This is a genomic window from Peptoniphilus sp. HMSC075B08, assembly GCF_001815405.1.
GTDB classification, from domain to species: Bacteria; Bacillota; Clostridia; order Tissierellales; family Peptoniphilaceae; genus Peptoniphilus_A; species Peptoniphilus_A harei.
In genome coordinates this window covers 10,066-36,901 of sequence record NZ_KV820425.1, presented here as the reverse complement: position 1 = coordinate 36,901, position 26,836 = coordinate 10,066, and the positions used below count along the sequence as shown (strand labels likewise).

General features: G+C 29.7%; 19 protein-coding genes. 17 read left to right on the top strand and 2 right to left on the bottom strand.

What is annotated here, in order from left to right:
* Window positions 1-50: 50 nt before the first annotated feature.
* The 14 genes from HMPREF3023_RS00135 (at window position 51) to HMPREF3023_RS09580 (ending at window position 20,969) form a co-directional block, all read left to right on the top strand.
* Window positions 51-662: a DUF6088 family protein gene (locus tag HMPREF3023_RS00135; RefSeq protein WP_070699861.1), complete on the top strand. Its 612-nt coding sequence runs from the start codon at window positions 51-53 to the stop codon at window positions 660-662.
* Window positions 655-1,638 carry a nucleotidyl transferase AbiEii/AbiGii toxin family protein gene (locus tag HMPREF3023_RS00130; protein ID WP_070699860.1) on the top strand — a complete coding sequence of 328 codons (984 nt, stop codon included), beginning with the start codon at window positions 655-657 and terminating at the stop codon, window positions 1,636-1,638. Before HMPREF3023_RS00135 ends, HMPREF3023_RS00130 begins: the two co-directional genes overlap by 8 nt.
* Before the next feature lie 92 nt (window positions 1,639-1,730).
* A complete protein-coding gene (locus tag HMPREF3023_RS00125) occupies window positions 1,731-3,452 on the top strand; it encodes a DNA topoisomerase 3 (protein WP_070699859.1) in 1,722 nt (573 codons plus the stop codon).
* On the top strand, window positions 3,445-4,410 hold the full coding sequence (locus tag HMPREF3023_RS00120; RefSeq protein ID WP_070699858.1) for a DNA cytosine methyltransferase: 966 nt from the start codon (window positions 3,445-3,447) through the stop codon (window positions 4,408-4,410). The genes HMPREF3023_RS00125 and HMPREF3023_RS00120 overlap by 8 nt, the downstream gene beginning before the upstream one ends.
* The gene (locus HMPREF3023_RS00115) at window positions 4,397-12,040 is read left to right on the top strand and encodes a helicase-related protein (protein ID WP_070699857.1); all 7,644 of its coding nucleotides are present in this window, start codon (window positions 4,397-4,399) and stop codon (window positions 12,038-12,040) included. The genes HMPREF3023_RS00120 and HMPREF3023_RS00115 overlap by 14 nt, the downstream gene beginning before the upstream one ends.
* A gap of 43 nt (window positions 12,041-12,083) precedes the next feature.
* Complete coding sequence (locus tag HMPREF3023_RS00110; RefSeq protein ID WP_070699856.1) at window positions 12,084-12,740, top strand: DNA-binding protein; 657 nt, start codon at window positions 12,084-12,086, stop codon at window positions 12,738-12,740.
* 145 nt (window positions 12,741-12,885) lie between these two features.
* Window positions 12,886-13,107, top strand: coding sequence for a helix-turn-helix domain-containing protein (locus HMPREF3023_RS00105; RefSeq protein ID WP_070606340.1), 222 nt, complete (start codon window positions 12,886-12,888; stop codon window positions 13,105-13,107).
* Complete coding sequence (locus HMPREF3023_RS09515; protein ID WP_195217785.1) at window positions 13,097-13,249, top strand: DNA cytosine methyltransferase; 153 nt, start codon at window positions 13,097-13,099, stop codon at window positions 13,247-13,249. The genes HMPREF3023_RS00105 and HMPREF3023_RS09515 overlap by 11 nt, the downstream gene beginning before the upstream one ends.
* 38 nt (window positions 13,250-13,287) lie before the next feature.
* Window positions 13,288-15,804: a Spaf_1101 family AAA-like ATPase gene (locus HMPREF3023_RS00100; protein WP_070699855.1), complete on the top strand. Its 2,517-nt coding sequence runs from the start codon at window positions 13,288-13,290 to the stop codon at window positions 15,802-15,804.
* 209 nt (window positions 15,805-16,013) lie between these two features.
* Window positions 16,014-16,664 (top strand): response regulator transcription factor, encoded by a 651-nt coding sequence (locus HMPREF3023_RS00095; protein ID WP_070699854.1) that lies wholly within the window; start codon window positions 16,014-16,016, stop codon window positions 16,662-16,664.
* On the top strand, window positions 16,665-17,525 hold the full coding sequence (locus HMPREF3023_RS00090; RefSeq protein WP_070699853.1) for a sensor histidine kinase: 861 nt from the start codon (window positions 16,665-16,667) through the stop codon (window positions 17,523-17,525).
* A gap of 46 nt (window positions 17,526-17,571) precedes the next feature.
* On the top strand, window positions 17,572-18,252 hold the full coding sequence (locus tag HMPREF3023_RS00085; RefSeq protein ID WP_070699852.1) for an ABC transporter ATP-binding protein: 681 nt from the start codon (window positions 17,572-17,574) through the stop codon (window positions 18,250-18,252).
* A complete protein-coding gene (locus HMPREF3023_RS00080; protein WP_070699851.1) occupies window positions 18,245-20,680 on the top strand; it encodes an ABC transporter permease in 2,436 nt (811 codons plus the stop codon). The genes HMPREF3023_RS00085 and HMPREF3023_RS00080 overlap by 8 nt, the downstream gene beginning before the upstream one ends.
* Before the next feature lie 22 nt (window positions 20,681-20,702).
* Window positions 20,703-20,969, top strand: coding sequence for a hypothetical protein (locus tag HMPREF3023_RS09580; protein WP_083315472.1), 267 nt, complete (start codon window positions 20,703-20,705; stop codon window positions 20,967-20,969).
* A 73-nt stretch (window positions 20,970-21,042) separates the two neighbouring features.
* Here HMPREF3023_RS09580 and HMPREF3023_RS00075 read toward each other — a convergent pair whose 3' ends face one another.
* On the bottom strand, window positions 21,043-22,374 hold the full coding sequence (locus HMPREF3023_RS00075) for a relaxase/mobilization nuclease domain-containing protein (RefSeq protein ID WP_070699850.1): 1,332 nt from the start codon (window positions 22,372-22,374) through the stop codon (window positions 21,043-21,045).
* 1 nt (window position 22,375) lies between these two features.
* Entirely contained in the window at window positions 22,376-22,732 is a 357-nt protein-coding gene (gene mobC / locus HMPREF3023_RS00070) for a plasmid mobilization protein (RefSeq protein ID WP_070699849.1), read from the bottom strand.
* A gap of 290 nt (window positions 22,733-23,022) precedes the next feature.
* Here mobC and HMPREF3023_RS00065 point away from each other — a divergent pair, with 290 nt between their 5' ends.
* The 3 genes from HMPREF3023_RS00065 to HMPREF3023_RS00055 form a co-directional block, all read left to right on the top strand.
* Entirely contained in the window at window positions 23,023-23,619 is a 597-nt protein-coding gene (locus HMPREF3023_RS00065; protein WP_070699848.1) for a TetR/AcrR family transcriptional regulator, read from the top strand.
* A gap of 4 nt (window positions 23,620-23,623) precedes the next feature.
* Complete coding sequence (locus HMPREF3023_RS00060; RefSeq protein ID WP_070699847.1) at window positions 23,624-25,342, top strand: ABC transporter ATP-binding protein; 1,719 nt, start codon at window positions 23,624-23,626, stop codon at window positions 25,340-25,342.
* A partial coding sequence (locus tag HMPREF3023_RS00055; RefSeq protein ID WP_070699846.1) for an ABC transporter ATP-binding protein occupies window positions 25,335-26,836 on the top strand: 1,502 nt, incomplete at its 3' end. The genes HMPREF3023_RS00060 and HMPREF3023_RS00055, both read left to right, overlap by 8 nt.

The following is a 26,836-nucleotide window of genomic DNA, read 5'->3' as shown; positions in this document are numbered from 1 at the left end:
GAACTTTTGTCACGGATATGATACAATATCCGTGACAAAGGAGGATTGTAATGAGTTCATATACAGAAAAAATATCAAACAAAATAAATAATTTTGACTCACATAAAGTATTTTTTGCAAATGACTTTTTAGATATCGCATCTAATGCTACGGTTAGACAAATATTAAAAAGATTAGCAGATGAAGATAAAATTAAGCGTGTTATTGATGGATTCTATTACAATCCAAAATACAGTGAATTAATCGGAGAGTATGAAGCAGTATCAATTCATGAATTAGCACTTGCTATAGCAAGAAAATACAATTGGAATATTGCACCATATAATAGCACAGCCTTAAACTTATTAGGACTTTCAACACAAGTACCAACTCACTATAAATATATATCTAGTGGAAGATACAAAGAATATAAAATTGGGGATACAATTTTAGAATTTAAAAAAGTAAATCCAGGAGAAATTGCCAATATGTCTCTAAAGACAGCGACTGTAATTCAAGCAATCAAGTCTTTGGGTAAAGAAAATATTGATGACCAAGTTATTCAAAAGATAAGAGAAAACCTAACTGAAAAAGAAAAATTGGATTTAATGAATGAATCAAAATCAGTTCCATCATGGATATATGAAGTAATAAGGGAAATTTGTGAGGGTCAAAATGAATAAGTTTTATGTAGAAAATAAAGATGATTTAAGAGTTTTAATAGTCAATACTGCAAGAAAGAAAAATATATCTGAAGCAGTCATTGAAAAGGACTATTGGGTTACTTTTATCTTAGATTATCTATTTAATGAAAACAAATGGAGGGAATATTTTACCTTTAAGGGTGGCACATCACTTTCAAAGTGTTTTGGACTTATAGAAAGATTTTCTGAAGATATAGATCTAATCTTAGATTGGCGAGTATTAGGATATGAAGAAAAAGAACCGTGGATAGAAAGATCGAATACCAAGCAAGATAAATTCAACAAAGAAGTTAATGAAAAGACAGAAGTATTTTTACGAGATGAATTTTTAAAAGTTTTAAAACAAGATTTAAAGAACTTAGGTTTTGAATTTTCAATAGATACAATAGATCCACAAACAATTCTTTGTAAATATCCTAAAATTTTTGAATCCAATTATTTAACACAAAATATAAGACTTGAAATAGGAAGTCTTGCAGCATGGACACCTGCCACTGAAGTGGGAATCTGGCCAATAATTGGAGAAGCCTACCCAAATATATTTAAAGAAAAAACTAGTATAAGAACAGTATCAGCAGAGAGAACTTTTTGGGAAAAGGCAACTATTTTACACCACGAAGCAAATAGACCAGAATCTTCTCCTATGCCACATAGGTATGCAAGACACTTTTATGACTTATATAAAATAGCAAATTCGGATTTTAAAAACAAAGCTTTAGAGGATAAGGAGTTGTTAAAGAAAGTAACCGAATTCAAAATGAAATTTTACCCTAGGAAGTGGGCAAAGTATGAAGAAGCATTAGATGGTAGATTAAAATTAGTCCCAAGAAAATACCGATTTTCTGAAATAGAAAAAGATTATAAGGCGATGTCAGAAATGATATATGGAGAATATCCAAACTTTGAAGAGATTATAAAAGTTCTTCAAGAACTAGAAAAAGAAATTAATAAGTAAATCGAATTCTCCCGAAAATAATATAATATTCGGGAGAAAAACTTTGAGCGAGAGAGAAATCTTTCGCTCTTTTTTTATTTATGGAGGTATGAATGAAGTTAGTAATAGCAGAAAAACCAAGTGTAGCAGTTACAATTGCAAAAGTAATTGGAGCAAGAACAAGAAAAAACGGATATTATGAGGGAAATGGATACATTGTTTCTTGGTGTGTAGGTCATTTAATTCAAATGGCAAGTCCAGAAAGACACGATGAAAAATGGAAGAAATGGACAATAGAAAATCTTCCTATAATCCCAGAAGAATATATTTATGAAGTATCTAAAGGCACTAAAAAACAATATGGAGTTTTGAAAAAACTTTTAAATGATAAGAACATCGACACAGTTATAAATGCTTGTGATGCTGGAAGAGAGGGAGAACTTATCTTTAGGCTTGTATATAATCAAGCAAAATGTAAGAAGAAAATTAAAAGACTTTGGATATCTTCAATGGAAAACAAAGCTATTGAAGATGGCTTTAGAAATCTTAAAGACGGAGAAAACTTTGAAGACTTATATAGATCAGCAAGTGCAAGAGCAATTGCGGATTGGTTAGTGGGAATGAATTTAAGTAGGCTTTATTCTTGCATTTACAAGGAAACATATTCAGTTGGTAGAGTACAAACACCAACCCTATATTTAATAGCTAAAAGGGATAGTGAAATAAACCTATTTAAGAAGCAAAAGTATTATACAGTTGACCTATCTTATGAAGGATTGAAACTTATATCAGATAGGATTGATAGAATTGAAGTTGCAGAGCAACTATTAAACTTGCTAGAAGATGAAATATTCATTACAGAGGTAGAAGATAAAGAAATAAGTACAAAACCAGATAAGCCTTATGATCTCACTACATTACAAAGAGAAGCAAATAAATATTTTGGATATTCAGCGAACGATACTTTAAACCTGGCACAAGGCTTGTATGAAAAGAAGCTAATCACATATCCAAGAACAGATAGTAGATATTTAACCGATGATATGGTTAATACTATGAAAGAATTATTAGAAGGACTTGAAGAAGATTTTAAGGTTAATGAATCAAACTTCAAGTCTATTTTTAATTCATCTAAGGTTACAGACCACTATGCGATTATTCCTACTATATCAGGTATTGAAAAAGCTAAAGACTTATCTGATAAAGAAAGTAAAGTCTATAATCTAATTAAGGATAAATTACTTGCTTCATGTTCGGATAACTTAAAGGAATCTAGTAGAAAAATAAGATATGAATATGATAAATTTAACTTCAATGCAAGTGGCAAGACTGTAATAGATGGGGGTTATACCAAGTATCTAAAGTCTTATGGAAAGGGAAAACAAGAAAATGAATTACCAGATATAAAGACTGGAGATAATATTAAACTAACTTCTAAAAATATATCAGAGAAATTCACAAAAGCTTCAAGTCATTATAATGAAGATACACTTTTAAAGGCTATGGAGAGTGCAGGAGTAGAATCTTTGGATAAAGACATAGAAGTAGAAAGAAAAGGCTTAGGAACACCAGCTACAAGAGCAGGAATTATTGAAAATCTTATCCATAAGGACCTTGTAAGAAGAGATAAGAAAAATCTACTTGTAACAGAAAAAGGCAATAGACTTGTATCGATTGTAGAGGATAAGTTTAAGTCGGCAGAAACAACATCTGAATGGGAAATGAAACTTGCAAAAATTAGATCTGGCGAAGTAGATAAAGAAGACTTTTTAAGAGAAATAGAAGATAGTATAAGGGAGCTTGTAGATAGATACAAGAATAATCTAAATGAATAAGGTAAAAATATTAGAGCTTTTCGGTGGCATAGGTGCTATTAGAAAGGCTTTTATTAATTTAAAGATACCTTATGAAGTAGTTGATTATGTAGAAATAGATAAGGCTTGTGTTAAATCATACAACGCTCTTTTCGGAGAAAGTTATAAGCCAAAATCAGTAGTAGGATATAAAGCACCTAATGAAAATATAGACTTAATTATGCATGGAAGTCCTTGCCAAGATTTTTCAAGAATTGGAAAAAAGCAGGGAGGAGCAAAGAATTCAGGAACTAGATCAAGCTTACTATTTGAAACAATTAGAATTATTAAAGAAATGAAAGAAAAACCTAAATGGATAATTTGGGAAAATGTAAAGGGAGTCCTTGATAGAAATATGAGGGACTCCTTTTTTATTTATCTAAAAGAACTAGAGAACCTTGGATATGAAAGCAAATATGAAATCTTAAATGCAATGGACTTTGGGATACCTCAAAAAAGAGAAAGGATATTTGTTGTTTCATGTCTTGGAGCAAATAACTTTTCTTTTGATAAATTGGAGAGGAAAGAAACAAGACCACTAAGTGAATTTTTAGAAAAGAATGTAAGTGAACTTTATACAATGACCCAACCTTATATGCTGAAATTTTTAAATAAAGGCATAGATAACAGTTTTAGAGGGCGACTCAAAGTGATTAAAGATTTTTCTTATACTATTTCTACAAAACAGATGAGAGTACCTAATTCTGGAATAATAGATATTGGAAATGGTAAATATAGGTATTTAACAGAAAGAGAATGTTTAAGACTCATGGGTTTTGATGACAGTGATATAGATAAACTAGAAGAAGTACATCCAAGAAGAAAAAATTGTACTTCAAGCAAGCTATATAAGCAGGCCGGCAATTCTATTGTGGTTGATGTTTTAATGGCTATTATAAAAGAAATTCATAGAATGGAGGTAGGAAATGCAAGTAAATGATTTTAAGAATATACAAGAAGCAATAAAGTATGAAGTTTTGCAAGATGAAAAAGAATATTTAAAACTCTTAAAAGTTATAGGCAATAATCAGAAATATGATTTTTCTAGCCAATTAAGTATATATAACAAAGAACCTGAAGCTAGAGCTTGTGCGACTTTTGATATGTGGAAAAAATATTTGGGCAGAGTTGTTATGAGAGGTCAAAAGGGTATTCCAATTTTAGTTGGAAGTGATGTAAACAAAAAAGTTTCATATATTTTTGATATTAGTCAGACCACATCAATGGATAGGAATATTAATGAGGTTAGCTTATGGCAGTTTGATCATGAAAATCATAACGAGGCTTTAAAAGAAATAATAAGAGATTATTCATTTGAAGATAGTGATTCACTCAATGAAAATATATTTTCTTTGAGTCGAATTTATGGAGATGAATATATTAACTTGGCTCTTGCTGATTTGAGAATAGATATAGAGGATAGACTGAGTTTTGAAAAGTTTATGAGAGACTCAATATCTTATGCAGTAGCTAATAGGTTTAATACAGTCTATCCTATGGATACGGAAAATTTAAAAAATAATTTTTCTAGGATTAATACTATTTCTTTAGAACAGATAGGTCTTGTAATATCAAGGGTTAGCGAAGATATTATAGATAGCACAATAGAAAAATCTAAGGGAATGGATCGTGCTAGGCTGCTGACAGAAAGGGTCGCTGCCGACTATAATAGAGATATAGAAAATATAAATGAAGATAAAGGAGGTCAAGATGATTTATATAGACGAGATGATAGGTCAAGAATTAGAGATGGACGAGTTTTCACAGATGGAAGCGACAGAGGAAATAGCAATGAAGATCGAAGAGAAAACCTTGGACATGATGGAGAGGGATCTGGAATTTATGGAGAGATTTCCGAATCCAACATACGCAGTTCTAAGACTGTCTTACCTGGTAGGGAGCGAGGAGATGGAGAACTGGAAGAAACTTCAGAAAATGTACGAGGAGAAAACACTTTTGAACCATCTGAAGGAAATTCAAAATCAGGCAGTGGACTTTATCAAGAGAGAAAAAGTCAAAATGATGAAAGCACAAGGATTGACAGAGAAGATGATGAGAGAGAATCCAGAGGAATACCAAGGACAGATGAACAACTTGATGGCAACAGTAAAGAAGATGGCAATCAAGGAATACGTGGAAGCCTAGAAAATGAAATAAGCCAAGAAAAGGAAGCTGATGAAGCTTCTTTTTTTGATGACAAAAACACTGAAAATAGAAAAGATTACTGGATTGTAGAATTTAATGAAAACCACGAATTAGTTCCCGATTATAGTGGGCAAATAGTAACCAAAGAATTAATAAATGTCCTAAGACAAAAGGATATTGATGTTAAAGACCATAATCAAACTCTTGGAGAAAATGAATTTGGAGAAATGACTGATGATTATATCGGATATTTCAAATTCTATTTTGACCACTATGTAGACGGAGAAGTTGTCGAACACTATAGGATTGACCTTGGTGATGGTAAAGAAGTAAATGAGCGTGAATTTTCATATTTAGAAGAACAAGTTTCACTAAGTGAGGAAAAATCATTACAAGAAGAAATTAAGGAAAAGATAGAGCCTAAATTTAAGATAGGGGATCAGGTTAGATATAAAGATAAGGACTTTACCATTACAGATTTTGATGAACTAAGTGGAGGACTTAAAACTGTCACTATCAGAGATAATATGGAATATATGGGAGGTATGATTAGGGGTTCGGAAGTAATTCCATATAGAAACGATTCATACCTTGAAGAAATCTTTGAAAATCTAAGTCAAACATCAGAAAAACTAGCAGTAAAAGTTGGAAAAGAATTTATTTTCGAAGATGAGAAGATCTTTGATGGAATTAACTTAATTGAAACTGGAACTAAAGTAGAAATTAATGAGGAAGAATATCCTTTATATAAGGGTGAAACATTTGAAGAAAGTAGAAAGATTGATGACCTTTTAGATAGTGGAAACTATGAGATATACAAATTATCTGAGCATGAAAAACAAATTGAAAGACAAGTAGAACAAGAAAGCTTTATAGATAACCACAATCCTGATATTGACCAAATGATGGATAGGTACAATGTGCCTAGGGAAGCAGCCGAAAACTTATTGAGGGGTAAAGAAGATTTAAAGAATCTAGGCTATGAACCTAATAAGGAAAAGTTAAGTTTTGCTAGAAATTATGACTTGAAAAATCATATTTACTCAGAATACCTAACACCATCAGAAAAGCTAGATAAAAATATAAAAGCTATTAAAATGCTAAAAAGACTTGAAAATGAAAATAGGAGTCCAAGAGAGTATGAACAAGCCTATCTTGCTGACTATCTAGGTTGGGGAGGTCTTGCCGATGTCTTTGATGAAGAAAAGGGAGGACAATGGCTCGAAGCAAGGAATATTTTAAAGGAAAATCTAACAAATGAAGAGTATTTGAATGCTAAGGAGTCTACCTTAACATCGTTTTATACACCTAGAGAGGTAATGGATGGAATATATAAGACTCTAACAGATATGGGTTTTAAGACTGGGAACATCCTTGAACCGTCTGCAGGAGTTGGTAACTTCATTGGTAATATGCCAAGTGAAATGAAAGAGTCTAAAGTCTATGGAGTAGAAAAGGATAGTCTAAGCGGAAGAATAGCAAGAGAGCTTTATCCTGAAGCCAATATTCAAATTAAAGGCTTTGAAGAAACAAACTTCTCAAATAACTTTTTTGATTTAGTAATTGGGAATGTTCCCTTTGGAGATTTTAAAGTAAACGATCGTGAATATAACAGAAATAACTTTCTGATTCACGATTATTTTTTTGCGAAGTCAATAGATAAGGTTAGGAATGGAGGAATTATTGCCTTTATAACCTCATCTGGAACTATGGATAAAAAAGATGAATCTGTTAGAAAATATATTAATGCAAGATGTGAGTTTTTAGGAGCTATGAGGCTTCCTAATACAACATTTAAAGGACTTGCTGGTACAGAAGTTACTTCAGATATTATTTTTTTAAAGAAGAGAGATTCAGTTATAGAAAGAGATGACGATTGGATTCATCTAGCAACTGATAATAAGGGTTTGACTTATAATAAATACTTTGTAGATAATCCTCAAATGGTATTAGGGGATATGAAAGAAGTATCTGGCAGATTTGGAAATACTATTACTTGTGATGAAAAAGAAGATGAAAAGTTAAAAGATCTAATGGATCTTGCAAGTAAGGAAATATCGTCAAATTCAAAATATGAAGAGTTCGAGCTATCGGAAGATGAAGAATTAAGTCTACCAGCAACAGACGATGTTAAGAACTTTTCCTATACCATTATTGACGAAGAAGTCTACCTAAGAGAAAATTCAGTCTTAATTAAGCAGAATATATCAGATAAAAATAAAGAAAAGATAAAAGATTATCTTGATGTAATGAATGCTTTAAAAGATGTAATAGAAAAGCAAAAGGACGATTTCTCTTATGAAGAAATAAAAGAGTCACAAGCAAAGTTAAATAAAGTCTATGATAACTTTTCAAAGAAACATGGCTTTATTAACTCCTTATCAAACACTAGAGCTTTAAAGGAAGACTCAAACTTTCCTTTGGTATCATCAATAGAAATACTTGATGATGAGGATAATTTCAAAGCTAAGAGTGATATATTCTCAAAAAGAACAATAACAAAGGCAAAAGTAGTAGACTATGTAGATACTTCCCTTGAAGCCTTAGTCTTATCAGTTTCACAAAAAGGATATGTAGATTTTGAATATATGGAATCTATAACAAGTAAAGATAGGGACACCTTGATTGGTGAGCTTGAGGGCGAGATATTTTTAGATATTAAGGATACAGACCTAATAAATAACAGAATGCCCTTTGAAAACTTTAATAATGACGATCCATTTCATTTTTCATATGTATCGGCTGATGAGTATTTAAGTGGCAATATTAGAGAAAAGATTGGTTATCTCAATTCATATATCGGAGAAATTGAAAATGTAATAGATTTAGCACCTTCTGAAAAGAAAGACACATTATTAAACGAGTTAGGCAAACTCAAATATCAAAGAGAAAAATTACAAGAAGTTATGCCTGAAGAACTAACTGCTTCTGATATAAATGTAAGGTTAGGAGCAACCTGGATACCTCAAAAAGATATAGAAGACTTTACTTTTAATCTTTTAAAAACACCAGGTTATGATAGGTGGAATATAAATGTTAGGTTCTCACCACATACAAGTGAATGGAACATTGAAGGTAAAAGTGTTGACTCGACTAACGACCTTGCTAACATGACTTATGGTACAAGTAGAGTGAATGCCTATAAGCTAATTGAAAATGCTCTTAATCTAAAAGATACAAAGGTATTTGACCAAGTAATAAATGATGATGGTTCTAAGACTTCTGTATTAAACAAAAAAGAAACTATGCTTGCAAGTCAAAAGCAAGAACTGATTAAAGAAGAATTTAAGAATTGGATATTTGAAGATCCTGATAGAAGATATAGGCTAGAAAAAATTTATAATGAAAAATTCAATTCAATTAGAAATAGAGAATTTGATGGTTCTAACTTAACTTTTGATGGAATGAATACTGAAATAAGACTTAGAGAACATCAAAAAAACGCCATAGCAAGGACTCTTTATGGTGGAAATACACTGCTTGCCCATGTAGTAGGAGCAGGAAAAACTTTTGAAATGGTAGCTTCTGCTATGGAATCTAAAAAGTTAGGACTTGCAAGTAAATCATTATTTGTAGTTCCTAACCATCTAACTACTCAAATTGGTAGGGAGTTTATGCAGTTATATCCGTCAGCAAATATTATGGTGGCCGATAAAAAAGACTTTCAACCCAAAAATAGGAAAAGATTTATTGGTAGGATTGCAACGGGAGAATATGACGCAGTTATAATAGGACACTCTCAATTTGAAAAAATACCTATGTCTAAGGAATACCAAGTAAGACATATACAAGACCAAATAGATGATATAGTTTCCTTTATTGATGAGAATAAAAGAAATAGAGGAGAAAATTTCACAGTAAAACAACTGGAAAAGACAAAGAAGAAACTTTTGGTAAGACTGGAAAAACTAAATGATGACTTTAAAAAAGATGATGTTATAACCTTTGAAGAGCTAGGAGTAGATAAGTTATTTATAGACGAAGCTCATAATTACAAAAACTTATTCTTGCATACCAAGATGAGAAATGTGGCGGGTATCGGTCAAAGTGAAGCCTTTAAGTCTTCGGATATGTATATGAAATGTAGGTATATGGATGAAATGACAGATGGAAAGGGCGTTGTATTTGCTACTGGTACACCAATATCAAATTCAATGACAGAGCTTTATACCATGCAAAGATACCTTCAGTATGATGATTTAAAGGCAAGGGGATTAGAACATTTTGACGCTTGGGCTTCTACTTTTGGAGAAACAGAAAACACCTTTGAATTATCTCCAGAAGGCACTGGGTATAGGCAAAAGACAAGATTTTCAAAGTTTTATAACTTGCCAGAATTGATGTCTATGTTTAAAGAAGTAGCAGATATAAAGACCTCAGATATGTTGAATTTGCCAGTTCCTGAAGCAAATTTTGAAGTTATTAAAACAAAACCTACTGAGGAACAGAAAGAAATATTAGAAGCTATTTCAGAAAGAGCTGACGCAGTTAGAAATAACCAAGTCGAGCCAACAGAAGATAATATGCTAAAGATTACAAATGATGGTAAAAAACTTGCCCTTGACCAAAGATTAATAAATCCACTACTTCCCGATGATCCTAATTCAAAAGTTAATGTATGCGTTAAAAATATCTTTTCGATCTGGGATAAGACAAAAGAAAATTCATCTACCCAATTAGTGTTTTCAGATATGTCTACACCAAAAGGAGATGGAGAATTTAATATCTATGATGATATTAGAAATAAGCTAGTGAATATGGGAATACCGAAAGAAGAAATAGCCTTTATCCACGAAGCAGATACAGACAAACAAAAAGATGAATTGTTCTCTAAGGTAAGAAGAGGAGAAGTAAGAGTATTATTAGGCTCTACTCAAAAAATGGGAGCAGGTACAAATGTACAAAATAAACTAATAGCCTTACACGATTTAGACGTACCTTGGAGACCATCTGACCTAGAGCAAAGAAGTGGTAGAATTGTTCGTCAAGGTAATGAAAATGATAAGGTAAATATCTTTAGATATGTAACAGAAAATACCTTTGATTCTTATTTGTGGCAGACGATAGAGAATAAGCAAAAATTCATTTCTCAAATTATGACTTCAAAAACTCCAGTAAGAGTTGCAGAAGATGTTGATGAAGCAAGTCTATCTTATTCAGAAATTAAGGCTTTAGCTACTGGTAATCCTCTGATTAAAGAAAAAATGGATTTAGATAACGAAGTTACAAAGCTGAAAATGCTGGAAGCAAACTATAAGTCTAATAAATACAAGCTTGAAGATAAGGTAAATAAAATTTATCCTCAAAGTATTTTAAAAACTGAAATGGAAATACAAGCAGTTAAAGAAGATATTGCAAGTGTTGAGAAATTAGGAGAAGGAGATAGCAAATTCACTTCAATCAGTCTTGGAGAAAATAAAATTTTAGATAAGAAAGAAGCCGGAGAGAAGCTATTAGAAGAAATAAAAAAGGTAAAGATAAATGATAGTAAGGTCATTGGTAAATATAGGAATTTAGACTTACAAGTTTCATATAACTTTATGACTAATACTCATACATTTAAACTACTAGGAAAAGCAGAATACTTTGGAGAGTTTTCAAACTCTACTGACGGTAATATAACAAGACTTGATAATGCCATTGAAAAAATGCCTTCAAGGCTTGAAAGATTAAATCAAAATCTTGAAAACTATAAAGAATCTTTAGAAAATGCCAAGGTAGAATTAACCAAACCATTTGAAAAAGCAGATGAGTTAAGGGATAAGACGCTAAGGCTAGCTGAGATTAATAAACTTTTAGATATGGGAGAAGTAGAGGAATTAGAAAATCAATCACCATTATTAGAAGATTTAAAGAGGGCGATAGTTGATTATTCTAACTATGAGTTTTCAGAATCTAATAGCTATGAAGACTTTGACAAACTATACCCTGATTTAAGTCATATAGGACTTGCCTATACAGAAACACCTGATGGAAAGCACTCGATTCAATATGAGGTAAATTTGGAAGAAAAAACATGGACTCAGTATGTAGATAATGTAGCTATTAGAACAGAATCTTTTGTAGAGGAAGATATATCTAACTCACAAGCTATTAAAGATATGACCGAAGCCATAAAGATGTCAAGTTTTGATGATCTGGTATCAGTAGATGAAGAAGATTTGAAACAAGCTCTAGGATTAGAAATAGATGATGATGGAAACTTCTATGATCCACTAGCAAAAGATCTTGATAATGACGGAATACCAGATAGGTATGACAATGATTTTAAAGATAGTGATTACTTTGAATCAACTTATGATGTAGAGGATAATCTTCACGCAAGAGAAGAGAAACCATCGATATTGGGACAAATATCAAAATTCAAATCAGAAGAAGAAAAAGATAAAAACCAAGAAAAAAACGAAAAAGCACAAGAAAGATAGAGGAGGGCGAAAGGTTCTCCTTATTTAGTACAAGGAGGAAATTATGGAATACAAAGATATTAGAAAAAACTTAGAAGAAATGATGAATGATAACTACAAGGATTTTATAAAAGCACTTGTGAGTATAGAAAAAGGTGTTAATGATGAAAAGGCACTTGAAGAAGTCTATGTTTTATATATGAACAATGACACAACAGGTTTATTAAGTGATGACTTTGACTATATGATTGATGATATGAAAGAACAAGGTAAGATTGTTGAAAATATCAATGGACTTGAAGAAAAAGATGATCTTATTAATCTCGTGGGTAATATAGCTGGAAAAGTAGAGAATCTTGAAAGAGAAAATGCAAATGGAGAAAAGTTTAAAGTAAGTAATTTCTCAATTGTTTCAAAAGATGATGATGGAAATAAAGTTTATACCAATTGTTCAGCCTATGGAGATAAGACAAAAGATTTAGAGAATCTAAAACAAGGAGATTTTGTTAAAATCTTCGGACAAGTAAAAACAAGCATTGATAACAACGGAAAGGAACATAAGAATGTTCGTATCTTGTCTTCTAAGCTCTTAAAAGCAAAAGAACAAGTAAAGAGTCAAAATAAAGATAAAAAGTCCATATTAGGGCAAATAAAAAGCTTTAAGACAGACGATAAAACTAAGTCAAATAAGAAAGACCATAGCAAAGGTGCAGAAAGATAAATATCGGCAGTCTTCGGACTGCCTTTATTTTTTTGCTCAGTTTAACGCAGTAAATTATATAATTGAAATAAATCTGAGTTATATGCTATAATTAGGTAGTTAATCTATACCTTTAGAAAGATAAAATATAGAATTGGAGAATAATATGGGATTTTCATATAATAAATTATGGAAGTTATTAATAGATAAAAATATGAAAAAAACTGACTTACAATGTGCAATTGCAACAACACCTAAGACAATAGCAAAAATGGGAAGAGACGAAAATGTAAGTTTGGAAACATTAGGAAAAATTTGTGAGTATTTTCAATGTGATATTGGAGATATTATTGAATATAAAAATGGAGTTAAAATAAATGATAAATAATGCTCTTACCTATATTTCTTTATTTTCATCAGCAGGAGTTGGTTGCTATGGATTTAAACAAGGAGGATTTAATCTACATTATCTGGAAAATTCTATTGATTTTAAAATGGCAGCAGAAAATCAGGGTGATTATTTTATATAATAATTATTGTTAAATGTTATGGATTATAAAGGAGAAGTATGGCTGAAGATACAAGAACTTACGGTGAAGTTATAGAAGCATATAAGCATATAAAAAAAACTAGAGATAATTTTGGATTTCCTAGGAAGTCAATATTTCATATTCACACACCAGCCTCTCATGATTATAAATTAATGGAGAATTTAGGCACAGATGGATATAAAAAAATAAGTGAAAAAGAATTAGAAGATATAATTTATGAAAGAAGTATTATCCCGCTCATAAATGGAAAAAGAGATGTAAAGTTTGGTGAAGATTTTGATATTTTTGAAAGCAAAAAAGAAATATATGCTTTTTTATTGTTAGCTAATGAATTACTAATAAATCAATATGAGATAGCAGTTGTCACAGATCATAATACATTTGAGGGTATAGACAAATTAAAAATATGTATACATCATCTAAAAAAGTTAAAAGCTAAATATAATGTTGAAACAATATTATTTCGAGGAATAGAAATATCATGTGCTGACAAGCTTCATGTAGTAGCAATATTAGATGACGATAAGAATAATGAAGAGGAAGTAATTAAGTGGCTAGATGAAAAATTGATTTCTGAAAAAGACGGTGTGTATGTTACTAGTTTAGAAGTTATGGATTTTTTTTCGAGTTTAGGAGCGATAACTTATATAGCTCATATATACTCATCTAATATAAATAAAGATAAGTTTTTAAGTGGAGCGTATAAAAAGAAATTATTTTCCAGTGAAAACACAAGAATTGTTGGTTTAAAAAACAGGAATCAAATCAATGGTGCAAAAAACTTCATGAAAAATTATAGAGAGGATGTAAATTTTTTAATTGACAATGACTCACATTCAATTGATACATTAGACAATAATTTTTTTTGGATTAAGGGAAGTGATATTAACTTTCAAATGTTAAAAGAAGCTTTAATTGATTTTGATATTTCTGTAAGTTATGAGAACATGAATAAAAATAAAGTTTATATAGAAGGCTTATATGTAATGTTTGAAGAATCTGGTTTTCTATCTAATAAAAAGAAAGATGGAGATTTTACCGTAAAATTTTCAGATTCTTTAAATTGCTTGATAGGGGGAAGAGGAACTGGCAAGAGTACTGTTCTTGAAACAATTGATTTTGTAATGACACAAAGTGTTCATGATGAGAATCTTTTAGATTTTATTTGTAAGCATGGGAATGTATATTTATTATTTCAATGTGATAAAGATGAGTATATTGTTGAGTTTATAAGTCCTTATAAAGAAGATGATGATAATATTTTAAGCCGATTTGAAGAGGAACGCCCTTATCAATATGGAAGAAGATATTATTTTAATAGAGACAGAATTAAAAAATATATGCTTAAAAAGTATTTGAACGTATATAAGATAACTTGTAGTAATGTTAAAGAGATGGATATTAGCAATATTGAAAAAGTACGTAATAAAACAAAAGTCCTATCAGAACTTTATGATAATAGGTATTCTGTTAATGATCTTGTTAGATATGCAAGTGGAGATGAAATTAACAGGTTTATTTATGATTTGATGTTTAAAAATAAAGAGTTAGAACCATTTGAAAATAAAATAAAAATTAAAGCTAAATCAGGTTTATCTAAATTTCTAAGAGATATAGAAAGTATTTTAAAAAATAGAAGAGAAGATGTAAAAAAGGTACTAGATCCTTTTAATGAAACTCAAAAAGGAACATTAAAAATCGATTATATTCAAAATGATTTAGTGCTTGAGTACCCCATAGAAGAAATTTATAAAAGCAAATTTCCAAGTATTATTAATAGATATAATATTAAGAGGGAAAATTTAGAGGGGTTTATATTTTATATAATAGATAAAAAAGGATTGATTAATTTTTTGAAATCATCAATAAATAAAGATTCTTCTTGGATAAATCCCAAAGAGTTTTTAGAATTTACAGAAGAAAGTAGTTTTAAAGTAATAGATTCCAATAAAACAATTATTAATGCTGATATTGCTAAGACATTAATATCAGATTTATTAATATATGCAACTGACGATAAAAATATAGATACATGGATTGGATATTTTAAAAACTACTTTAGAAAACTTGAAGAATACACTATCCTATTTAATATTAATAGTAGGGAAGACAATAAAAATCTTCAAGAGATTTATAAAGATATAAAAAACTTATCATTAGGTCAAAAAGTCGTAGCAATGTTAGACTTTATATTAGGATATGGGAAATATAACAATGATTTCAGACCGATTGTTATTGACCAACCAGAGGATAATTTGGATAGCAGATATATTTATAAAAATCTTGTTCAGCAGCTAAGGAAAACTAAAAATGATAGACAAGTTATAATTGCAACTCATAGTGCAACAATTGTAACTAATGCAATGTCAGACTGTGTGTTAGTAATGGATTCTGATGGAGTACATGGATGGGTGAAAAATCAAGGCTATCCTGGTGAAGTAGCTATAAAAAAAGAAATAATAAATCACATGGAAGGTGGAATAGACTCATTTAAACATAAAATTTTAATCTATAAGGAAGCTTTAGAAAAATAAAGTTAAAAAGATTTTTTTATAAGCTGTAAGATTATATATTAATTACCTTAATAATTTACATTAATCAGATTCGTTAATGATATTTTTATTATAATTTAGAATTTTATATTTTATATTTAATTATTTGTTAGCTTTAATTTGCTTATAGACCAATGCTGTAAAACAAAAATTTTTAATAGATTTCAAAGTTGATACATGAAAGGGTTAGAATGAAGAGTGTTTTGATTATAGAGGATAATAAAGAAATTGCTTTACAAATGGAAAAGTATTTAATTAATAATGGTTATGAAGTAGAGCTTGCATCATCTTTTTACGAAGCGACCTATAAGATGAATGTAGACATGGATGTGGCACTATTGGACATAAATTTGCCAGATAAAGACGGTCAACATTTGATAGAAAGATTAAAAGATAAGGAAATAAGAGTTATTGTAACAACTGTAAAAAATGATGAAGATTTTATAATTGCCGCCCTAGATCAAGGAGCAGACGACTATTTAACTAAACCATTTTCCCTTGCAATATTAAGGGCAAGAATTGATGCGGTTTTAAGGACAATACCTCTAAGTCAAGACAAAAAAATTACTTATAAGGATATCAAAATAGATTTAAATGATTCAAAAGTTTATTTTAAAGGGAATCAAATAGACCTAACTCCACTTGAATTTGAAATCCTAGTCTTATTTATTAAAAATCCTCACAGGGTTTATACAAGAGGTCAGCTTCTTGAAATGTTTTGGGAAGACAGGGATAGGTTTGTAAATGACAATACTCTCACATCAACTATTAAGAGAATTAGAGAAAAACTTGATAAGGAAGTAATTTCTACTGTTAGAGGAATTGGATATAGGATGGATTAGATGATATATGTATTTTGGATAATAAGTCTGGGACTTCTTTATTATTTTTTAGAAAAAAGAAAGAAAAATAGAATAAATGAGCTTATAGATCTGATAGAAAATATGAAAAACCAAGAATATAAAATTCCTATGAAGCAAGATGATTTTTCAATTTTAGAAGATAAAATTTACAAGCTTTTTATAGAAATAGTAGAAGCCAAAGAGACAAGTAGTAAAAATAGCGAAAAGCAAATCGAATACCTAGAAGATATCGCCCATCAAATCAAAACTCCTATTACATCTATGCTTTTTTCCATAGAAAATTTGGAGATGGATTTTCCAGATAAGGATGATATAGAGATATTAAAAAGACAACTATTAAGATTAAACTCTTTATCAGATATTTTGCTCAAATTATCAAGCCTTGATGCAAACAAAGATTTAATGAAAAAAGAAGAAATTCGTTTAGAAGAACTGGTAGATTATGCTATAGACAGTTTAGGCTTAAAGAGATCTATCAATATAAAAATAGAGAAGAATTTAAAGGAAAATAGTATTTGTGGAGATTTTTATTGGATAGCAGAAGCTCTTATTAATATTATGAAAAATGCTGATAATAGACCGACTTGTGATGAAATCACAATTTCATCTTACAAAAATCCCCTCTATACAAGCTTAATCATTGAAGACAATGGCGGAGGAATAGAAAAAGAGAATATTAAAAAAATCTTCAAACGCTTTTATAAAACGCCCGACTCAAATGGTTTTGGAATTGGTCTTGCTATGGCGAAGACAATTGTCGAAAAAAACAAGGGAGAAATTTCTGTTTCAAATATTGATGCTGGAGCAAGATTTGAAATAAAATTTTACAATGTCACCTAAAAATCACTTTACTTTTATATACTTACCTTAAATTAAGGAGGAAAGTATGGAAATTTTAAAAGTAGAAAATTTAAGAAAAGAATACGGCGAGGGTAATTCTAAGGTCATTGCCTTAGACGGTGTCAACCTTGAAATTGACAGAGGAGAATTTGTCGCTATTGTTGGACCAAGTGGATCTGGTAAATCAACGCTTTTACATATTATTGGAGGAGTAGATAGTCCAGATGATGGAAAGGTTTATATAGATGGTAACGACATATCAAAGTATTCTTCAAAAGAATTAGCCTACTTTAGAAGAAGAAAAGTCGGACTAATTTATCAATTTTATAATTTGATTCCCAACTTAACAGTTCGTCACAATATAGAACTTCCATTAAAACTTGATAAAAGGAAAATCAATCAAGATGAATTTTCAGATATAGTAAAAAAACTTGGTATAGAAAGTAAACTTGACTCTTTTCCAAGTGAGCTTTCAGGAGGTCAGCAGCAGAGAGTTGCCATAGCGAGAAGTCTTATCTATAATCCATCTATCATATTGGCGGATGAACCAACAGGTAATTTGGACAGAAAAAATTCTAAGGAAATTATAGAAATCTTTAAATATTTTAACAAGACTTTAAAACAGACGATTATCCTAATCACCCATGACGAAGAAATAGCCTTACAAGCAAATCGAATTATTACAATAGTAGATGGAAAAATTGTAGGAGATGAAAGAAATGAATAAGAAGAATTTTCCTATTTTTATTTCCTTATTTATTGTAAGTTTGTTTTTTACTGTGGTTTTTTATTATAGTTATACAATTGTTAAATATAATAATGAAAGTTTCATGACCGTAAATTTTTATGATGCAGAACTTGAAGGGAACTTAACAAGTAATGATATTGAAAAAATAAAAGATATTAATAATATAGAATTTGTAGGTGAAATGTCCATAAATCCTGAATCGGCAAAGTACAAGAATGATTTGATTGCCGTAAATTATCAAGATAATGATATAAATAAAATGAGAGAGCATTCAGATTTACTTGAAGGGCACTTTGCTAAAAGTGATGGAGAAATAGTATTATCGAAAAGTCTAGTCGAAAAAAATAAGCTAAAATTAGGAGATAAAATACAGCTTGATTTTGGGCATAGACTAATAGAGGGTAAAGAGATAGATGCCATAAGTACTTTTACTGATAAGGAGTTTTACAATCTTAGTTTTAGCAAAGACTTTGAGCTGGTTGGAATTTATGAAGATGTCTATAATAAATACAGTAGAGTTAATTATGCTTTAGCACTGAAAAATGAAGAGGATCCAGGCAAAGTAGTATTAAAGTTTAATTCTTTTGAAAAGGCTTATGATAACAAAGTAAATCTACAAAATGAAATCAATAAAAAATTAGGTAGAGATGTTCCCTTAACTTTCAATTCTAATTTAATAGATTATTACGGTGTTGAGTATGACTTTCCCCATAATATTTTAACTGAATTAGGAACCATTCTTTCTGTAATAGGGGCTATATTACTATTTGTATTTTTTGTAAAAAATATATTCAAGGTGTGGGCTTTTAGGAAAATCAAGGAACTTTCTGTATATAAGTCTATAGGCACTACGGATTTTCAGATATACTTGTTACTATTAAAAGAAGGTATTTTCCTATCTGTTCTACCTATATTAATTGGTCATATCTTTGGATACTGTCTTATCTTAAAATTGTTTAGGCATCTTGAGATTGATCAAGGGGTCGAAAACTTGGTATCTAGTTATTTCAGTCCTTTACTTAGCCTAGCGATTGTTACAGTAGCTCTTTTAGTAGTAGTATTTTCTATTATTCAACCAGCAAAGAAAGTTTCAAAAATACCTATTATTGAAGGTATAAAGGGAAATTTAAACTTTGATAGCTTTAAGAAAAAAAGATATGGGAGCTTATGGAAAGAATTAAAATCAAATAACCTTGATAGTATTAAATCACAGCGTTATATTTCTGCTATTGGTGTCATTATAATTTCTGTTTTAGTCATTATTATTACAGTGGCTAAATATAACAGAGATTTTTCTTACTATGATGCAGGCTACAATGTAATAGCTAGTTATTATAGTGAGAATAAGAAAGTTCCTAAAGTTTTTAAAGAAATTCAGCGAGAAATTCCAAATAAAAAGTCCTATGTTTCAAAAGAAAGTTATATTCAGGTAGATAATGATTTAGAATTGTCCAAAGAAGCTATTAGTAAGTCTTTGGATCAAAAGTTAGAGTATTATTTGAAAAAGAGTCATTCAAGCCAGTTGAATGGGATGCTTATAGCTTTAGAAGATGAAGACTTTAGTAAATTTGGGGCAAGTAAGGGAGAATTTATTCTTTATAATATGGTACAAGAAAACCCAAACACTCCAGTAGCTAAAGCAAATAAAATACCATATTTTAATAATCCGAAAGATATAAACTTACAGATAGGGGAGAATTTTCAAAAAAGTATAAAAATTTCTAAAACTATAGATGATTTGGGAAACTATGATTCAATAACTTTACCATTTTATGTAAAAATCTACACAGATTTCGATACATTCTTCCAACTTATGGATGAGTCAAAAGATGAAGAATTTATTAATGCTCCGTATGTATTAAATATGAATGTAAAAGACTCGGAGATGAGAAATGTAAAGGATTATTTGGATAATAAGATAAGAGAATCGATAATGCCAAATGAAAAGTACGATATTAACACAAAAGCAGATATTGAAATGAATCGAAAAAGTGATCTAGAATCTTTAAAGAAAGTCGCATTTGCGATGGCTTTCATTATTTTTATTCTCAATGTGACAAATGGTTATTCATCCATTAATTTATGTCTTATGAGTAGAAAGAAGGAAATTGGCAGCCTTTATTCATGCGGTATGGACGTAGATGAGTTAAAGAATATTTATAGAAAAGAGTTTATAGAAGAGCAAATAAAATCATTTATTGTTGTGGGAATAACCACATTAGGAGTCATGCTTGTAATATCTCGTATAGCTCCTAATTTAAGTCTTAATATATTAATAAGATATTATGACTATAAATTATTTCTTGGATTTTCTATTGTGGTATACGCAATCAACTTACTAATCTATAATTTTTCCTTAAAGAGAATTTTAGACAGACCAACAATTGATTTGATTAGAACAGAATAATTTCAAAGAAAGAGGAGTATTTATTAAATATAAATTAAGCAAGAAGATATTTCAACTTGGACTTGTAATATTTGTTATTTCTTACCTACTTCCAGTAGGAATATTTGAAAGCTATACAAGTCTTAGACAAACTAGACTCACTTTAATGTTTGTCTGCTCAATTATTGGGCTAATAGGTTTAACATTTGGGGTAAAGGAAAAGGACAAATTATTTATAATATTGAATCTACTTTTAATCTTATTACTTCCTATAGCAATGTTTGTAGGTCATCTAGTAGGATCTGTTTAAGTGAGATAATAAGTTTAGATTTAAAAATTTATAAATAGTTTAAAAAGCTATAAGTTTATCCGCTTATATCTTTTTACCTCTCCACTTCCTTCCCATAATAATTTTCATAGTTTTTCCTATATTGAACAAGGTCAGAAAATTGTTCTTTATTCAAAGAATACTCTTGCATGAGGGTGTTCTTTTTTTCTTGTAATTTATCTAGTTTGGTTAATATTTCTTTTGTATTTGGTAGTTTTTTATAGCTTTCCAAGATCTCTTTAGCAGCTATTTTATAGACTGAAAGTTCGCTATAATATTCTTCAGCAAATTGCTTATCTTCAGGATTTTTCTTGTGGTATTTATATATTTCACGATACTTATTTATAGTATTTATATTTTCCATATCTTGGGATAAACTCTTCATTTCACTTTCGATTTTCTTTATTTTATCTAATAAGTCTTGTCTATCATCAGCAGATTTTTTGATTAGATCATCGAGTTGAGTAATTGAATTAATTCCTTGCTCTCTAAGTTTTATTATTGAATCAGCCATTGTTTTGATATTGTGTTTTCTTGCCCAGACTTCGTAACCTTTAGAGGATTGTACTTTTTCATTAGTAGATATATCAATAACATTTCCTACACGTTTTTTAATAGGATTAGCTTTGTTCATAATAGCTAAATCTATTCTTTCTTTAATTTTATCTTCAGTATAATCTTCTCCGATAGTCTTTGCTCTTGTAAATCTTTGCTTATCTTTATGACGAAAAGCAATATGTTTACCAAACTTAATTTCATAATCAAGAGATTTCATATTTTCTAAAAACTCTTTCCACGAGTTAGACTTATTAATCATTCTATCTATATCAAATTGCAGTTTAGACTTCCAAGAATTTCCTTTCTTGTTTTGGTCATATTCATACCAGGATTTACCAGAAGTTTTATATTTTCTTTTGTAAGCTTCATAATATTTATCAATGACTGAAAGCTTATTTTCTTTACACAATTCATCACTTTGATACCTGATTTTATGGTAAGTTTTTTTGTTAGATTGGTAGCATTTACCAGTCTTATAATTAACATTATTAAAAATAATATGGTTATGGATATGCCCTCTATCTATATGAGTTGCAAGAACAAATTCATAATCTTCTTTTAAAATTTTCTTACATAATTCCATTCCAATTTCATTAGCTTTTATAGGATCAACCTCTCCTGGTAGAAAAGATTGAATTAAATGTCTAGCCAAAACTGTACCTTTAGTATCATTGTCTTCTCGTGTTTTCATAAATTGAATGTGTGCAGTAGATGGATGACATTTGAATGAAGATACCAAGATTTTTTCATCAGTTTTTTCACTCTTAGTTATATAGTCTATTGCCAAATTTAGAGTTGATTTTATAGGATGTATTTTTGTAATTGCCATACTAATCACCAGAACTTTCTTTTGATTTATTAAGAAGTAGGGAATGGATCTGCCATATTTCTTTTGATAATTTTTCTATCTGTTTATTCATTGATTCAATTTCATTTTTGTAAATAACACCAGTTGTATTAGTAGCTTTTGCAATCTGATTTATATTATTTGTTGCATTTGAAAGTAGCCATTGTAGGTTTCTAAATGGTTCTAAATCTACAACATAAATTTCTTTTTCTAATACACATTTCCTAAGAAAGTGGGACATAGTTTTGCAATTAGCAAGTTTCATTTTCTTTTCAAAAACTTCTTTTTCTTCATCTGTTAAATATATTTTTAGTTGATTATTTCTTTTTCTATTATCCATAGTATATCTCCTTATCATAAATTATTGGGGTCTTAGGGTTCTCCCTAACAAGGTAAAAATTAAAAAAATGGAGCATTCCGTAAAGGTCTGCTCCATTAATTTTTCGTAAGTGTCCGTACACTTACTGTGCTTGCTATTAAAGTTATAAGCGTTAAGCGTTTATTCAGTTTTATTAATTATACCGCATTTAAAGAAATTAATAAAGAAGTATAAGCGAAGCTATTGACAATGATTATCAGAGTTGATACAATAATACCGACAAGAGTGTCGGTTTGGAGGTTATTTATGAAATGAAAATGGAAGCTGATGAAAGAAAAAAGCAGATTAGACAAGCAGCTATTAAAGTCTTTTTGGATAAGGGATTTAGAAATACAGTTATGAATGACATTATGGAAGCTACTGGGCTTTCTAGAGGTGGCTTGTATCATCATTATGGTTCTACGCATGAAATCTTATACGACATTATGATGGAAGGTAATTTAAATAGAAAAGATATTATTCAAAAATCAATTTATGATGAAGGATTAATATTAAGTCCACAGTTGTTTTCAAGAATGATTATAGACAAGATACTTGCAGATAATGATTATGTAAAGCTTTATGTTATGTTTTTATGTGAGTTAAAAGAAAATGATGATCTGAAAGAATTATATGTGAAAATAAAAAAAGAGTCCATACAAGTATTTAAAGAATTGTTTTCTACTTTGTTTAACGTGTTACCTTCTGATGAAACATTTGAATTTATTATTAATATTATGAATTCTGGATTGATGGCTTGCGAAATTTTGAATGCACGTGAGAATTTTACAAAAAATAAGATATATCTAACTGAAATGATAGAGACTTATTTTATAAATGTAATGAAAAAAGATGATGAAAGGAGTTAAATTTATGGATCTATTAAAAAAATACATTAAGAGAAATAAAGCACCATATTTTATTTCTGTCTTGTTTGCAATACTTGGAGTAATTTCAAATCTTTTTGTATATATTATTCTAAGTAAGATGATTATATCATTAATTGATGGTAGCCAAGATTTTTATTACTATATAAATAAAATTTTCTTGATACTTTCATGTCTTATAATCAAAGAAGTGTTTATGTTTTTGTCAACAATGATTTCTCATAAAACAGCCTATAAAATAATACGAGATATAAGAAAAAGCCTTATGGAAAAATTATTTAATATGCCATTAGGAGATATATTGAATGAATCTACTGGTAAGTTAAAAGACATAATTGTAAATCAAGTCGATAATACTGAAACAACATTGGCTCATATGATACCTGAGATGACAGCTAATTTAATCGGACCTATAATATTATTTGTTTACATGTTAATTTTAGATTATAGACTAAGTTTAATATCTTTAATTCCATTAGTTATTGGTGGATTTTTTATGACAGGGCCGATGAAAAGAATGAAGGTAAAGTTTCCACAAGCAGTTAAAATTGGCCAAGATATGAATAATTCCGTGGTTGAATATATAAATGGAATAGAGGTTATTAAAACATTTAATCAAGGCGAAAAATCTTATAGAAAATACAGGGACAATGTGTATAAAAAGGCAAATTACTATTATGATTGGATGGGAGAAAATACAAGAGACTATGCGATAAGTATGTCTATTGCTCCAGTTGGTATTTTGACAATTATACCATTTGGTTTATATTTCTGTATGAATGGTTCACTAGATGGTGGTGTATTTTTAACATTGATAATCCTTTCTTTTGGGACTATCCAAAATATTATGAGAGTAATGACTTTTGAAGATGATATTGGAAGAATGTCAACTATTTTCGAGGAGATTAAAAATATACTTTCTGCGAGAGATTTATCTCATAAAAATGCAAATTTAGATATAAAAAATCATAATATAGAGATGAAAAACGTAGATTTTTCTTATGAAAAAGACAAGCAAGTCCTAAGCAATATAAATTTAAACATAGAAGAAGGAAGTGTGAATGCTTTAGTAGGCGAATCGGGTTCGGGTAAGTCGACTATTGCAAAACTAATTTCAGGATTTTGGGACGTAGATAGTGGTTCTATAAGTATAGGAAATGTAAATATCAAAGATATGTCCCTTGAAAAGTTATCTACTGTTATTTCCTATGTAGCACAAGATAATTTTCTTTTTGATATGTCAATTAAAGATAACATCAGAATAGGAAATAAAAATGCCAGTGATGAGGAAATAATTGAAGTATGTAAGAAAGCAGCCTGCCATGATTTTATAATGAACTTGTCAAATGGATATGATACAAGGGTAGGAGAAGCTGGTAAACATTTGTCTGGAGGAGAAAGGCAAAGAATATCAATTGCAAGAGCTATGATAAAGAATGCTCCAATAGTTATTTTAGACGAGGCTACCTCTTATATCGATCCTGAAAATGAAGCCTTGATTAAAGATGCAATATCAGAGCTTGTTAAAGGGAAAACTCTAATTATAATTGCCCATCGTTTAAAGACAATAACAGATGTAGATAATATATTTGTAATTAAAAATGGAGAACTTGCATGTAAAGGAAGTCATGAAGAGCTTTTGAAGGAATCAAAAGATTATCACAATCTTTGGGAAACTGCCTTGAAAGGAGAAGAAAATGCTTAGTGTTTTTAAAAAAATATGGAATTTTTCTATTGAAGAACAAGTGTATCTAAAAAAATCAATCTTTGCTAATTTTTTCGGTTCTATTTTTAATGCTCTACAATTTGCAGCCATTTATTATGCGATTTTTGGGATAGTAAACAAGGATATAAGCTTTAAAACAATAGGAATATCAAGTTTATTTTTATTAATTAGTATAGCAGGAGTAATTATTTCAAAAAATTCCTCTATGCTCAAACAAACACATGCCGGATATTTTATGGCTGGACACAAGAGAATTGAATTAGGTGAAAAAATAAAAAAAGTTCCCATGGGATTCTTCTCAAGTTTAAGTTTAGGAAATTTAACAACTATTGCGACTACTAACTTAGATAATGTAGAGACTTGGGTTCCAACTTTGTGTATTATGGTTTTCGGTGGCATGCTTAATGCTATTGTTTTTATCTTATCCTTATTTTTGTTTTCTTATAAGGTAGGTATTGTAGCAATAGTTGGTTCTATTGTATTTTTAATGATCATTGCTCGTATGCAAAAAAGGTCAAGTAAAAATGCAGATAAGATTCATGAGATTCAGGTATCACTTACCAAAGAAGTCTTATCAACATTGCAAGGAATGCAAATTATAAAATCATATAATCTACGAGGAAGTAATAATAAAAAACTTGACAAGAGCTTTGATAGTGCTAGTGAATATTCTTTTGATTTAGAAAAAACTATAATGCCATATAGTTTATTAGCTAAAATCATAATAGCTATAACAATTTGTTTGATGTTGTTTATTTCAATAAAATTATATTTTGTTGAAAATGGTCAAATAGTCAATACTATTATGATACTTATAGCAAGTTTTGTAATATTTGACGGACTTATTACATCTGGATCTGCTATTGCAATGCTAAGAATGGTTGAGAATGCAATAGATTCTTATTCTTATGTAAATGATATGGAAGATATGAAAGAAGGAAGTATTACAGAGCCAATAAAAAATCACAATATAGTCTTTAAAAATGTTTCTTTTTCTTATGATGATAGACCAATTTTAAAAAATGTATCAGCAGAGATAAAAGAAAATACCATGACTGCTATTGTAGGACCATCTGGATCTGGCAAGACTACATTTTGCAATCTTATTGCAAGATTTTGGGATGTAAATTCTGGCGAAATTTTAATAGGTGGAAAGAATATTCAGGACTATAAGATAGAAAACTTAATGAATTCTATTTCCATGGTATTTCAAGACGTCTATCTCTTTGAAGATACAATTGAAAACAATATAAAATTTGGAAAACAAAATGCAAGCCATGAAGAAGTAGTTCAAGCTGCAAAGAAGGCAAGGTGCCATGAATTTATAGAAGCTTTACCAGAAGGATATAACACTATCATTGGAGAAGGTGGAGCAAGTCTATCAGGCGGAGAAAAACAAAGAATTTCCATTGCAAGAGCCATGCTAAAAGACGCGGACATCATAATCTTTGATGAAGCAACAGCAAATATAGA